This window comes from Pueribacillus sp. YX66 (assembly GCF_041725775.1).
GTDB lineage: Bacteria > Bacillota > Bacilli > Bacillales > UBA6769 > Pueribacillus.
On the sequence record NZ_JBEUEL010000001.1, the window covers coordinates 159,759 to 173,868 of the forward strand.

Consider the following 14,110-nt stretch of genomic DNA (forward strand, 5'->3'; position numbering starts at 1 on the left):
TGTTTCGTGTCTATTTTTTTCGAAACTCAGTGTAGTACGTTTAAGGCGAAATGAAGTGCTATAAAAGGAATTTTCATACTCATGTCAAAAGTATAATATAGACTAAGAAAAAATGAAGAGGTGAATAAAATGGAAATAACTGATTTATCTGCAACTGAACTATGTAATCAAATTCAAATGAAACAACTATCTCCAGTGGAAGTGATGAATGCTTACTTAGAACGGATTGAACAAGAAAATAAAAAATGGAATGCATACGTTACGATGAATGATCAGGCGTTAGATGAAGCTAAAAAAGCGGAAGACGTGTTAATGAAAGGTGAAAGTGTTGGTGCTCTTCACGGGATACCTATTGCGATAAAAGATTTAACCCCAACAGAAGGAATTGTGACAACTTATGGTTCACCTGTTTTTAAAGATTTTGTACCTAATTATGAACCAACGTTTTTAAAAAGAGTGAAATCAGCCGGAGCGATCGTAATAGGCAAAACGAATACACCAGAATTTGGTCACAAAGGGACGACAGATAATCCGCTCTTTGGGACGACAAAAAACCCTTGGGATGAGACATTAACTCCGGGGGGTTCAAGTGGCGGCTCGGCAGCAGCAGTTGCTGGAAAGCTCGCTCCATTCGCTGAAGGTAGTGATGGAGGAGGTTCTATTCGTATTCCTGCATCGTTAACTGGGACTTTTGGTTTTAAGCCGACTTTTGGTGTTGTACCACATGATGGTAATCTGAAAAATGTCTTCGGTTCTCAGCATCCTTACTTACATAATGGCCCAATGACGAGAACAGTAGAAGATGCTGTTTTGTTATTTTCGGTCATGCGAGGGTATGCAGAGGACGACCCTGATTCAGCGCCGATAACGGAAAAACATGAAATAAAAGCGTTGAAAGATATTAAAATTGCATACACTCCTAATTTCGGTTTATTCGAAATCTCTCATGACGTTTTATCAGTCATTCAAAAAGCTTGTAAAAATTTTACTGACCTCGGATGTCAAGTTGAAGAAGTGAACATTGATTTAGGTTTAAGCAAACGCGATTTATTACGAACGTTTTCGGGCCTCTGGTGTGTTAGCTATGCGACAAACTATGGTGACCTTTACGATGCACAGCCAGAAAGCTTTTCAGATAATTTAGCAAAGATGATTGCAGTAGGCAGAAAAATAACGGCTGTAGATTATAAACGGTTAGATTGGAATCGTACGAAAGTTTGGAATGCGATTCAACAGCTTTTTCAAGAATATGATTATATCGTGTCCCCGACGTTAGCGACTACAGCTTTTGACCATCAATTCGCTGGTCCATCTGTCATTAATGGGAAAGAGGTAAATCCGGTAAACGATTGGATGCTAACCCAAGCATACAATCTTACAGGTCACCCAGCTGCTTCCTTGCCAGTTGGATTAACAGAAGCAGGATTGCCTGTCGGACTTCAAATAGCGAGTAAAAAGTTTGCAGATAACGAATTATTACAACTATGCAAACAATATGAGCACGCATTTGAAACATATATAAGTCCTCCAAACGTATGAGTATGTCATTTAAATCCGTTGCTGCTTTTGTAGTGACGGATTTAAAATTGTTGTTTTAAAAACTCGTATTGATAATTCCGAAAAAAATTTTCATAAAACACTTGAAAGTCAAAGAAGGTCAGAGTATAATAAAAGCAAAGGTCAAAGTTGGTCAAGTAAAAGACCTAATTTAAGTTAATAAATTTTTTTCGAACAAAGGTCAAAGATAATCAAAGTCAAAGCAAATAATAAACTTAGATTGCTAGGAAACTAGAAAAAATTAAAAAGGAGGAAATGAATGATGGGAGTTTGTGAAAAATGTCAAACAAACAAAGCAACAATTCAGATGAAACTAGGTCTGAATGGAAAGATTCAACAATTTAAATTATGTGAAACTTGTTATCGTGAAATTCAAAAAGATAGTCAAGCTCAATTTCAATCGATGTTCGGAAATCATTTCAACGACATGTTCCAAGGTTTTATGAATGGTCAAGGTCATGGTCCTCAAGTACAGCAAAAAGTGCAACAGCAACAAGGTGGGTTACTTGAGCAACTTGGTCACAATTTAATGAATGATGCAAAAGCAGGACGCATCGATCCAGTTATCGGTCGAGATAAAGAAATTGATCGCGTCATCGAAATTTTGAACCGTCGAAACAAAAATAATCCAGTGCTTATCGGAGAACCAGGAGTAGGAAAAACTGCAATTGCAGAAGGACTTGCTCTAAAAATTTATGAAGGAAACGTTCCGACCAAGTTATTGAACAAAGAAGTGTATTTGCTAGATGTGGCTTCACTCGTTGCAAATACAGGGATTCGCGGGCAATTTGAAGAAAGAATGAAGCAGCTTATTACTGAATTAAAGCAACGTCAAGATGTTATTTTATTCGTCGATGAGCTTCACTTAATCGTTGGTGCAGGAACTGCGGAAGGCTCTTCTATGGATGTCGGAAATATTTTTAAACCTGCACTTGCACGCGGCGAACTTCAATTGGTCGGAGCAACAACGTTAAACGAATACCGTCAAATTGAGAAAGATGCCGCACTAGAACGTCGTTTTCAGCCTGTTGTTGTTGACGAACCATCTGTTGAAGCAACGCTAGAAATTTTGAAAGGTTTACAGCCAAAATACGAAGATTATCATGAAATTCGTTATTCTGATGATGCGCTAGAAGCGTGTGCGACTTTATCGCATCGTTATATTCAAGATCGATTCCTGCCAGACAAAGCGATTGATTTGCTTGATGAAGCAGGTTCTAAGAAAAACTTAATTCAGTCCGCAACGGATCGTGGAAAAGCAGAAGCACGCTTACAAGAAATTATCGCTGAGAAAGAAAAAGCAGCAAGCGAAGAAGATTATGAACGTGCTGCTTACTTGCGAACAGAAGAACTACGAATTCAACAAGAGTTGGAACAAGCTGAAGAAAATGAAAAAGAAGTTGTAACTGTTGAAGATATTCAACAAATTATTGAAGAAAAAACAGGTATCCCTGTTACGAAACTTCAAGCAGATGAACAATCGAAACTGCAAAACTTACAAGCAAATTTAGCGAAAAAAGTGATTGGTCAAGATGAAGCTGTTGAAAAAGTAGCTAAAGCGATTCGCCGTAGTCGTGCAGGTTTAAAAGCGAAAGATCGCCCAATCGGTTCATTTTTATTCGTTGGTCCTACAGGTGTAGGTAAGACAGAATTAACGCGAGTGTTAGCTGAAGAGTTATTTGGCTCGAAAGATGCGTTTATTCGTTTAGACATGAGTGAGTATATGGAAAAACATTCAGTTTCGAAAATTATCGGGTCACCTCCTGGGTATGTCGGACATGAAGAAGCAGGACAATTAACTGAAAAAGTTCGACGCAACCCTTACAGTATCGTGCTTTTGGATGAAATTGAAAAAGCACATCCAGACGTTCAGCATATGTTCTTGCAAATTATGGAAGACGGTCGATTAACTGATAGCCAAGGGCGCACAGTCAGTTTTAAAGATACAGTTATCATTATGACAAGTAATGCTGGTTCCGGCGTGAAAGAAATCAAAGTCGGGTTTAATGCAGACGAATCAAATGCTGTTGCTGATCTTGAAAGCTTAACCCCTTATTTCAAACCTGAGTTTCTTAACCGTTTTGATAGCATTATTCGCTTTAAAGAATTAGATGAAGAACACTTGTTAGCGATCATTTCGCTCATGCTTGAAGAGCTAGAACAATCATTACAAGAAACAGGTAAAACGATTGAAGTTAGCGAAGAAGCGAAGCGGAAACTTGTTGAACTTGGTTATGATCCTCGGTTTGGAGCAAGACCACTTCGCCGAGTGATTCAAGAAAAAATCGAAGACAAAATTGCCGATGTTTTATTAGATGAACAAGACATCAAAAAAATGTATGTTGATGTCGAGTATGACGACATTGTTGTCAAGAAATAAAGTTTTGTTGCAATGTGCTATTTATTTAAGTAGCACATTGCTTTTTTTAATGGTTTAGAAAACCCCAGGCTATGCCGGGGGTTCCAGAGAGCTTATAGCGTGGTAACAAAAAAACCTCACTTCATGGTAGGATAAAGTTGGTTTCCCGACCACTTCATCTCGCCAAGAAGGAGGTATGCCCTTATGAAGGACATGAACAGTTTAGCACATACAACATGGAATTGTAAGTATCACATAGTCTTTGCCCCAAAATACAGAAGGCAGATCATTTATGGAAAATACAAAAAGAGTATTGGACAAATAATAAGAGATTTATGTGAAAGGAAAGGTGTAATCATTCATGAAGCAAATGCCTGTCCAGATCATATCCACATGTTAGTTAGCACCAGTTCACACTGGTGGTTTTGATTTAAAGTGTTTATTTGCTGATATGATTTATATCGCTTTTAAACTTCGTATTTCAAGATTTTTTTTGCGAGACCCATACAAAAGAAGGGAGTGAAAACCGCAAGAAAAAAATTTTCCTACAATTGTAGGAATAGTCAAAAAGAATAATTCTTTTTATACTATATTTAAGCATTCATGATGACTTTGTCACACGACCTAGGCTAATGAATCTTGGACAAGCAGATGAATACACCCTTTACCCCTCCTTTTATGAAGAGCTTCTTCATAAAGATACAGCTTGTCCACATTGCGTGCCGAATTGACGGCACGATTTTTTTTACACATTTCAAAATATGGTCGATTGTCATGCTAATTTAGTCATAAAAACAAAAAGTTAGGAGGGAATATCATTTGGCGTACCTACATTTAAAGGAAGTTTGGACTCCGTTAAAGCTCGTCAATGTTCGTTTTTTTCGTGAACCAAGCACAGGAAAATGGTACGTAAAAAAGAAAAATGAGAGACTTAGAAGATTACGCAGATAATTTGTGATCGAGCCTTAGCAAATGAAGCTATAGGCTCACTGTTTTCTAAATTTTCAATCTTTGATTTTAAAAAGTATATACGATTTATTTCATTTTTTAGACGGAGGTCAATGGAAAATATGGAGTGACGATATTTATAGTACGAACTCTATAACGATTCTAACGTGTTCATCGTAAAAATTAACGTACTTGCGATGAACACGTCTCCATCAAACTAGAATCGGAGTACTTCATGCTCCGAGTCTGTAACGTATTAAATATTTATGCGGTTTTTCCATTCGTTAACAGTATTGAAGACGAAATCCTAATGATTTCATTCTATTGCTACGATTCTTTATGCTCTTTCACATCAATCATTTTGATTTGATGACCGTCGAGATCGGTTACTTTAAATTCATAACGGTCAGCGTGGATCGTTGAACCGAGTGCAATTTCATTCAATTGTGATAGCATCCAACCGCCAATCGTATCAAGTTCACTGTCATCGAGTGTAAGATTAAAGAGCTCATTCACTTCTTCAATCAGTACTTTTCCATCGAGACGTGTAACCGTCGGACTTAGTTTGTTAATCATCGGTACTTCATCGCTATCGAATTCATCACGAATTTCTCCGACGATTTCTTCGAGAATGTCTTCAACCGTTACGAGTCCTGCAGTACCACCGTATTCATCAACGAGAATTGCCATATGAATTTCTTCATTTTGCATTTTAAGCAATAGTTCTTTAATCGGAATATGTTCGATGACTGAAATAATCGGACGAATGTATTCCTTAAGCGCCTTCATTTCATCTTTAAACAAATCTTTAAACAAATCTTTAAACACTTCTTTAACGTTAATTAAACCAATGATATGATCTTTGTCTCCTTCAGCAACCGGATAACGTGTATATTTTTCGTTTTTTAAAATTGTTAAGTTGTCTTCAAGCGGTTCGTTTACAAAAAGGCAAATAATTTCAGTTCGAGGAACCATTATTTCTCGTGCTAGCCGATCATCAAACTCGAATATGCGGTTGACATATTGTAATTCAGATTGATTAATTTTACCACTTTTATAGCTTTTAGATAAAGAAAGACGCAATTCTTCTTCACTTAACGCTTTTTCGTGCGTATCGGCCGGTTTCATTCCAAAAAAGCGAACGAGCAAACGTGCGGAACCGTTTAAAAGCCAAATGAGCGGAAATGCAATAACGTAAAACCAGTGTAACGGTTTGGCGACGAGTAAAGAAATCGTTTCCGCTTTGTTAATTGCAACCGTTTTAGGTGCGAGTTCTCCGACGACAACGTGTAAAAATGTTACGATTCCAAATACTATTAAAAAAGAAAGTGGGCGAGAGACGGTGTCTGGTAATTGTAGTGCTGTGATGAGAGGTTCAATCAGACGATTAAACGTTGGTTCCCCAATCCAGCCAAGTCCAAGGGCTGTAATCGTAATCCCAAGCTGACAGGCAGACAAATAGCCATCAAGATTATGTAAGATTTTTTTAACGGTTTCTGCCTTTTTATTGCCTTGTAAAATTAAGTATTCAATACGAGTTTCACGTACTTTAACAATGGCAAATTCTGTTGCAACGAAAAATGCAGTGAATGCTATGAGAATGGCGAATATAATAAAATTAGTGAGTCCCATATGTGACTAGACTCCAATCTTTTTACTATTTTTGAAGTTAATGGCACGTATTTTTTTAAAAAAGTAGTGGTTTTCCATATAAATGATTCTAGTTACTTAAAAGTTTTGCGCATCATCATTGAAGGATTTTTATTTTCTCTGATGAAGTCTCATTAAATTATACTCATAATATCATGTTCTTTAACGGCATGTTATATAAGTGTTCGAACGATTAAGCGGAATGAAGGGGCGAGTGTTATGGAGAAAAAGACAGTAGAATTACTTGAAGTTTTGGAGAGAAATGGTCGGATTCCGGTTAAAATGTTAGCAAAAATGTTAAATTTGGAAGTTGATGAAACTGAAAATATGATTAATGCTTTAGAAGCAAACAATGTTATTTTAAACTATGCTACTGTCATTGATTGGAGCAAAGCAGTTTCTGATGAAAAAGTAACAGCTGTTATCGATGTTAAAGTGACGCCAAAACGTGGAGTCGGTTTTGACGAAGTGGCTGAACGAATTTACCGTTTCCCTGAAGTGAAGGCCGTATATTTAATGTCGGGGACGTATGACTTGTCTGTGCATATTGAAGGAAAAACGATGACAGAAATCGCTCAATTTGTCTCAGCCAAACTGGCAACGATTGATTCTGTTATTTCGACGACGACACATTTTATGCTGAAAAAATATAAGCACGACGGTGTCGTTTTTGAACCGAAGAAAGAAGACAAACGGATCGTGGTGTCCCCATGAAGACAGGTACAGTGCAGCTATCTTATTTATCAAAGGTCGTTCAAAGTTTAAAGCCTTCAGGCATTCGAAAATTTTTTGATTTAGCTTCACAAATGGAAGGCGTGATCTCGCTAGGTGTTGGGGAACCTGATTTTATAACATCGTGGAACGTATGTGAAGCGAGTCTGAATTCTCTAGAAAGTGGGTACACGGGGTACACGTCAAATGTTGGTATGCTTGAATTAAGGGAAGAGATTTCAACATATTTACAACATCGATTTAAACTTTCATACGCTCCGAACGATGAACTGATCATAACAGTCGGAGCGAGCCAAGCGATTGATATTGCTCTTCGAACTATTCTCAATCCAGGGGATGAAGTGCTTATCGTAGAACCTTCCTTTGTGGCTTATGCTGCATTGGTTTCGCTTGCTGGTGGGGTTCCGGTACCGATACGAACAAATGCTGAGACGGAATTCAAGTTATTCCCAGAACAACTAGAAGAAAAAATAACTGATAAGACGAAAGCACTCTTTTTATGTTTTCCGAACAATCCGACAGGTACGACAATGTCCAGTGAAGAGCTTAAAGTGATAGCAAAACTTGTCATAAAATATGACTTGTTCGTCCTTTCCGATGAAATTTACGCAGAGTTAAGCTATGATAACGAGCATACAAGTATAGCGAAATTTCAAGGGATGAAAGAAAGAACAATCTATATTTCGGGCTTTTCAAAAGCGTTTGCGATGACGGGTTGGCGACTTGGATATGCTGCGGGACCGAAAGAAATCATCGAAGCAATGTTGAAAATTCACCAATATACGGTGATGTGTGCTTCTACTATGGCCCAACATGGTGCACTCGAAGCGTTGCGGAGCGGTATGGATGATGTTGCCGAGATGGTGAAAAGCTACAGGCAACGACGTAACTTTTTAGTCAAGTCTTTTCAGGAGATTGGTTTAGATTGTCATTTGCCAGGGGGGGCGTTTTACGTTTTTCCTTCGATTCAACGAACCGGCTTAACGTCTGAACAGTTTGCAGAACAGTTGTTACATGAAGAAAAAGTAGCTGTTGTCCCTGGTCATGTTTTCGGTGAAGGGGGAGAGGGACATATTCGTTGCTCATATGCGTCTTCATTAAAAGAGCTTCAAGAAGCGATGAAAAGAATTGAAAGATTTCTTGAGCGAAATTTTCAATAATGTGAAGGTTGACATCGACACAAAATAGCGTATTTGTATGACAACAATAAAAAGAGTGAAGCTAAAATTAGCTTCACTCTAAAAGGGGGAATACTAGGAATGATAATAGTATTTCCCTTATTTTCATTTTTAAACATATTTTTCATTTTTTATTATGAAATTCATAGCAAAATTACGAAAATTTTGTTATGATAAAATAGTAAAATGTGTATACGCTTACAAATTAAATTTGGTGGTGATTGATTATGATGACAAGACATTATCCATTTTGGCCAGAACGTTTAGCAACGACGCTACCGATTCCGAAAACGACAGTATATGATAATTTAGAAGTGACCGCTAAACGTTATCCGAACAAACCTGCAATCATTTATTATGGAAATGAAATTTCATATAAGCAATTGTTTGATGAAGTGAATCGATTAGCAGGTTACTTGCAAAAGCACGCTCAGGTTGAAAAAGGTGATCGGGTCGTTTTGTATATGCAAAACTCGCCGCAATATGTGATTGCGTTTTATGCGATTATGCGTGCAGATGCAATTGTCGTACCCGTTAATCCGATGAACATAAAAGATGAAGTTGCTTTTTATTTACAAGATTGTGATGCAAAAGTTGCGATTGTTGGTCAAGAACTCATGCCGAATATTGAACCTCACCTTTATGTGACACCATTGAGGCAAATTATTGTAACCGCTTACTCAGAATGTGCGGGAAAGAACCAAGACTATGCGGTTCCAGATATAGTAATGGCAGAGAAACAATCTTTTCAAGGCGAAAACATTGTCGCATGGAGTGATGCGATGAATGAACAGACTGAACCAAATCCAGCCGAGTCCGTGGCTACAGACTTATGTTGTCTGCCGTACACTTCGGGAACGACAGGTAATCCGAAAGGGTGTATGCATACACATGAAACATTGCAAGCGAACATTATCAGTGCAAGTGTATGGCAGCAAATTACCCCGAGTGCAGTCTGCTTTACAACATTACCGCTTTTTCACGTAACAGGTCTTCAGCATAGTATGAATGCACCAATCTATAGCGGGGCAACGATGGTGATGCTCACGCGATGGGATCGTGATACGGCAGGGACATTAATCGAACGATATGGGTGTACACATTGGATTAATATCGCGACGATGGTTGTTGATTTTCTTGCGAATCCAAATCTAGGGAACTATGATATTAGTTCGTTAAAATCAATTGGAGGAGGAGGAGCGCCACTACCGAAAGCAGTTGGTGAAAAATTGTATGAAGTGACAGGGGTACAATATGCAGAAGGCTATGGTTTATCAGAAACGATTTCGCAAACACATTCGAACCCAGGTGATCGTCCGAAACTGCAATGTATGGGTGTGCCACAATTTGATGTGGATGCGAGAGTCATCGATCCAAATACAGAAAAAGAGCTTGGACCTAATGAAGAAGGGGAAGTGATCGTTCACGGTCCACAAGTGTTTAAAGGGTATTGGAACCGACCGGAAGATACCGAAAGCTCTTTTATTGAACTTGATGGGAAACGCTTTTTCAGAACAGGCGATATTGCGTACTATGATGAAGAAGGCTATTTCTTTATGGTCGATCGGGTTAAACGAATGATTAACGCTTCAGGCTTTAAAGTGTGGCCTGCAGAAGTCGAATCGATTTTGTATAAGCACCCTGCTGTTGAACAAGCAGTCGTTATCGGTACTCCTGATCCGAAGCGCGGAGAAACGGTAAAAGCCTTTATTATTCTACGCGAAGATAGTAAAGGATCCGTCACAGCAGAAGACATCATTGAGTGGTCAAAAACACAAATGTCGGCATATAAGTATCCAAGAATTGTTGAATTTGTTGATGAATTACCGATGTCAGGCAGTGGAAAAATTTTATGGAGAAAGTTACAAGAACGCGAAGAACAATTACAAAAGTAAAACAATTAATAAGGCGAGAGTTTTACTTAAGCCTCAGTGTTAGTTTGTCAATAAAAATGTAAACCCACAGTTTATGAGCTGTGGGTTTTCGTTATCATCGGGTGAGCGTCTGCCGGAAGTGGGTTGCTTTTATAATGAACGTATTCTTTTAAAATAGAATGGGCATCAAGGAACTCATTGTAATACTCTTCCCAGTTTTTGTCGTGTTTGCTTAAACGAGCTAAATGTTTAGCAATCCCTAGTTTCTCAGATGTCATGGAGAACGGGTTTTTGGCATGTGTTTCTTTAAAATAAAACGCCTCTTCGTGAACGATATCTTTTGGCGAGACACCGCGTTTCACAGCTTTGACAATTGTTTCCTCACGTCGTTCAATAACTCCTAAAAAGTTACGTAATTTTTGTTCATAATCATTGCGACGAACCGTTCCTTTATGATGGGATGTTATGAAATACTCTGCATCGACTTCTAATGTTTTTAAAGCCGATTCAATAAATAAATCAATATCACAGTCAGCATTGTTATACCATGGACCGAACGATGATAAGTCATGGTCAACAACAAAGAGTATACCATGATCAGGAAAATACGGAAGAGCAACACCTTCTGAATGACCAGGTGCATGAATCATAATCACTTTTTCACCAACAATGTCTAACGCTTCGTCATATGGATAAATTTTCATATCCCGATTTAACGTCATATCCCAATTTGGTTCATTTTTTCTCGTTGAACGATTATTTTTAATATTGTAAATCCATTCGTTAATTTCTTCTTCATTAGAAGTTGCATAGCGGCCATTCGCTTTTAAAATTTCTTTTAAGTTATTAAGTTTCTTTTTATCGTATGCATTAATCCATAATTGAGCGTTAGGAAAGTTTCCGACTCCCCAAATATGGTCAAGGTGATAATGAGTTAAATAAATGTTTTTTAACGGTTTCTGTTTTTTAATATAATTGTATGCGCGGCTACCTGCACCACAATCAAATAATGCTGTTTCGTCTGTCCCGTGAACGAGAAGTGACGTTGAAAATGGTACTTTACTTTTATTCTCTCCAGTTATCACTTCAATCGGTCCTATTTTCGTGTAGGTCATCGTTATCCTCCAATCCCGATTTAAAAAAAGAGTTTACTCCACATTAGTATCTATTCACTTTATCGTTACATGGCGCATGAAGAGTTTAAATTTACTATACTAAATTTTGAGATACTTTACAAAAGTAAGTTAATAAAAATGAAACTTTCATTAAGCATCAGTCGTTACATACATGAAAGGAGAGACGTTCACTATGGCCATAGAGGAATTAATTCAGCTAGCTAAAAATGGCGATCGCCAATCCTTGCATGAATTAATTGAGCGTCACATTATGATTGTTGAGCGGTTTGCCTTTCAAATTGGTGTTTCCGCCAACGACGTTGAAGACGTGACACAAGAAGTTTTTATACGGGTTTATCGTTTTTTAGAGCAATATACAGGTAAAACATTTACGACGTGGCTTTATAAGATAACACTCAATGTCGCCCGAGATCATTTTAAAAAAATTAAACGCCAGCATACGAAGGAGCAATTGTTGTTGCATCATCAGCAATTATCGGAAGAGCATGTTGAGTCAACGATTTTCTCACGGGAAGAAGATGCTGCGTTGCATAGACTTATCCTACAGCTCGATGAGAAATATAAATTTCCACTCGTTTTGTTTTACTTTCATGATAAAAAAATTGAAGAGATAGCAATGATACTCTCACTCCCTGTGTCTACCGTTAAAACGCGTCTAGTGCGTGCAAGAGCAAAATTGAAAAAGCAACTCCAAACGATCGGAGGCGAAACGAATGCAACACGATAAAAGACTTGAAAAGAAATTAAAACAATTAAAAGAAGCTTATGATAATCAACCACAAATGACAGATTCTGAACGGATCGTTTCAAACATTTTTAATGAGCAACGAGCTCATATCGGCGGAAAACGCAAATTTTTACCTGTAATTACAACAGTTGCTGTCATTACAATCGTTGGAGTTTTATTTATAGCAACTCCTGCGTTTTTTCAATTACAACAAGACGACACACATTTTAACGATTCGGCTCATGATCAGAGTAATCAGGAAGTAGCGTCACAAGAAAATGAAACTTTTATTAAGGAAGAAGCGTTTGTAGTTCAGCGCCCAGATTTTATAACAGAATCGCTCGACATTGAAGGAATGCCTGAAGAAATGACATTCCATCTTGCTACACATGAACAATTACGGATTTCTACGTATTACTCAGATGAATTTGTAATCGTAACAGCGGAAGATAGTATAAGCTTTTTTGCGAATTTTGATGGGGAAAAGCATGAAGCCACATATGTTGAAATTTATGCAATGGATGTAATGGACGTCATCCAACAACGAAAAGAGCTCGTTTTTAATCTGTTTAAAGACTATGTTGTAACAGAAAAACAAAAAGATGAGTTTATCATTCCTTTTTCTGAACAAGAATATAGACTTGAAAAGGGTGAATTGGTAGGAACGGTTTCACTATTTGAACATAATGAAAAGCTGTTTAGGATTACGCTCCATTATCCGGAAGAATATGGTGATGGTTTCATGCCAAGGGCAAATAAAATTATTTCTGAATTGCATTTTCATTGATTATCTTTTGTCTTTGATAGCTGACTTTTTGTCATAACGATCGCTCCATGTTATAATAATAAAGTTAATAAAATCTTAGGAGTGTGTTTATGACAACAAAATATGAAGCAGGAACGGTTGTGCAGGGGAAAGTAACTGGAATTAAACCATTCGGTGCCTTCATTGCTTTAGACGATGAAACACAAGGACTGGTGCATATTTCCGAAGTTGCGCACAGCTATGTTAAAGATATTAACGACTATTTATCGATTGGGGATGAAGTGGACGTTAAAATTTTAAAAGTGGAGGATGGTAAAATTTCATTGTCGATTCGCGCGACAGAACCTGCCCCTGAACGTACGGAAAAACGACAGCGTCCACCACGTCAGCAAAAATCTTCCAGTCAAGGTTCACAAGGATTTAATACGCTTGAAGACAAGCTAAAAGAATGGCTTAAAGAATCTAATGATCGACAAGCACAATTAAACAAGCGACTAAAGAAATAAGAAACATGAAGATCGGGATCAAGTTAATCTCGGTCTTTTTTCTTTGTCGACAAAATTTTCGTCTTTGATTAATAGTCCTTTAGATATACATATAATTACAAAATATTCCACGATTAGAAATAAAGACACAGACTATATTAACCGTTTTTTGTAATTATATTAAAAACGGTTGATAAACAAAAATTATGCTATAAAGTATCAATTAGGATAATGTTTTGGTTAAAAATACCTTTAACTAGAGCATTTACAATCATGAAGCTTGATAGGAGATGAAACGATGTCAGGACAAATTCGTATGAGTCCCGAGGAGTTAAAAGCGAAAGCGACTCGTTACGGACAAAGTGCAAGACAAATCGAGGAGATTTTACAGAACTTAACAAACTTACAAGAAGAATTACGCGCAGAATGGGAAGGTCGCGCGTTTGACCGTTTTGATGATCAGTTTAGACAACTTAAACCGAGAGTTCAAGAATTTGCGCAATTAATGCAAGAAATTAATATGCAATTAAACAAAACAGCAGATGCTGTTGCTCAGCATGATGAAGCGTTGTCTAGAAATTTTGGCCTTAGCTAATCAATGAAAATAAAGGACAAGTGCTGAGTTAGCTCGTTACTTGTGCCACGCGACAACTGTTGTGTGGCATTTGTTCATTACATACTTATAACGGAATGAGATA

The 14,110-nt window shown here is 37.6% G+C and carries 12 protein-coding genes and 1 pseudogene; 11 read left to right on the forward strand and 2 right to left on the reverse strand.

Features of this window, described 5'->3' with window-relative positions:
- Positions 1 to 129: 129 nt before the first annotated feature.
- From ABU914_RS00815 to ABU914_RS00830, 4 genes and pseudogenes are all read left to right on the forward strand, one after another.
- A complete protein-coding gene (locus tag ABU914_RS00815) occupies positions 130 to 1,539 on the forward strand; it encodes an amidase (protein WP_379667848.1) in 1,410 nt (469 codons plus the stop codon).
- A 277-nt stretch (positions 1,540 to 1,816) separates the two neighbouring features.
- On the forward strand, positions 1,817 to 3,937 hold the full coding sequence (locus ABU914_RS00820) for an ATP-dependent Clp protease ATP-binding subunit (RefSeq protein WP_379667849.1): 2,121 nt from the start codon (positions 1,817 to 1,819) through the stop codon (positions 3,935 to 3,937).
- Between the two features lie 183 nt (positions 3,938 to 4,120).
- Positions 4,121 to 4,321, forward strand: a pseudogene (gene tnpA / locus ABU914_RS00825) (IS200/IS605 family transposase); the annotation flags it as partial.
- A gap of 414 nt (positions 4,322 to 4,735) precedes the next feature.
- Positions 4,736 to 4,867, forward strand: coding sequence for a hypothetical protein (locus ABU914_RS00830; protein ID WP_379667850.1), 132 nt, complete (start codon positions 4,736 to 4,738; stop codon positions 4,865 to 4,867).
- Positions 4,868 to 5,191: 324 nt separating this feature from the next.
- Here ABU914_RS00830 and ABU914_RS00835 read toward each other — a convergent pair whose 3' ends face one another.
- A complete protein-coding gene (locus ABU914_RS00835) occupies positions 5,192 to 6,496 on the reverse strand; it encodes a hemolysin family protein (RefSeq protein ID WP_379667851.1) in 1,305 nt (434 codons plus the stop codon).
- A gap of 237 nt (positions 6,497 to 6,733) precedes the next feature.
- Here ABU914_RS00835 and ABU914_RS00840 point away from each other — a divergent pair, with 237 nt between their 5' ends.
- The 3 genes from ABU914_RS00840 (at position 6,734) to ABU914_RS00850 (ending at position 10,319) form a co-directional block, all read left to right on the forward strand.
- Positions 6,734 to 7,228 (forward strand): Lrp/AsnC family transcriptional regulator, encoded by a 495-nt coding sequence (locus ABU914_RS00840; RefSeq protein ID WP_379667852.1) that lies wholly within the window; start codon positions 6,734 to 6,736, stop codon positions 7,226 to 7,228.
- Positions 7,225 to 8,406 (forward strand): aminotransferase, encoded by a 1,182-nt coding sequence (locus tag ABU914_RS00845; RefSeq protein WP_379667853.1) that lies wholly within the window; start codon positions 7,225 to 7,227, stop codon positions 8,404 to 8,406. The genes ABU914_RS00840 and ABU914_RS00845 overlap by 4 nt, the downstream gene beginning before the upstream one ends.
- Before the next feature lie 245 nt (positions 8,407 to 8,651).
- A complete protein-coding gene (locus ABU914_RS00850) occupies positions 8,652 to 10,319 on the forward strand; it encodes a long-chain fatty acid--CoA ligase (RefSeq protein WP_379667854.1) in 1,668 nt (555 codons plus the stop codon).
- A gap of 71 nt (positions 10,320 to 10,390) precedes the next feature.
- Here ABU914_RS00850 and ABU914_RS00855 read toward each other — a convergent pair whose 3' ends face one another.
- Positions 10,391 to 11,413: an MBL fold metallo-hydrolase gene (locus ABU914_RS00855; protein ID WP_379667855.1), complete on the reverse strand. Its 1,023-nt coding sequence runs from the start codon at positions 11,411 to 11,413 to the stop codon at positions 10,391 to 10,393.
- Positions 11,414 to 11,606: 193 nt separating this feature from the next.
- Here ABU914_RS00855 and ABU914_RS00860 point away from each other — a divergent pair, with 193 nt between their 5' ends.
- From ABU914_RS00860 to ABU914_RS00875, 4 genes are all read left to right on the forward strand, one after another.
- On the forward strand, positions 11,607 to 12,161 hold the full coding sequence (locus ABU914_RS00860) for an RNA polymerase sigma factor (RefSeq protein ID WP_379667856.1): 555 nt from the start codon (positions 11,607 to 11,609) through the stop codon (positions 12,159 to 12,161).
- A complete protein-coding gene (locus tag ABU914_RS00865; protein ID WP_379667857.1) occupies positions 12,148 to 12,948 on the forward strand; it encodes a hypothetical protein in 801 nt (266 codons plus the stop codon). Before ABU914_RS00860 ends, ABU914_RS00865 begins: the two co-directional genes overlap by 14 nt.
- Positions 12,949 to 13,037: 89 nt before the next feature.
- A complete protein-coding gene (gene yugI / locus ABU914_RS00870) occupies positions 13,038 to 13,433 on the forward strand; it encodes a S1 domain-containing post-transcriptional regulator GSP13 (RefSeq protein WP_379667858.1) in 396 nt (131 codons plus the stop codon).
- A 277-nt stretch (positions 13,434 to 13,710) separates the two neighbouring features.
- Complete coding sequence (locus ABU914_RS00875) at positions 13,711 to 14,007, forward strand: WXG100 family type VII secretion target (protein WP_379667859.1); 297 nt, start codon at positions 13,711 to 13,713, stop codon at positions 14,005 to 14,007.
- Positions 14,008 to 14,110 lie beyond the last annotated feature (103 nt).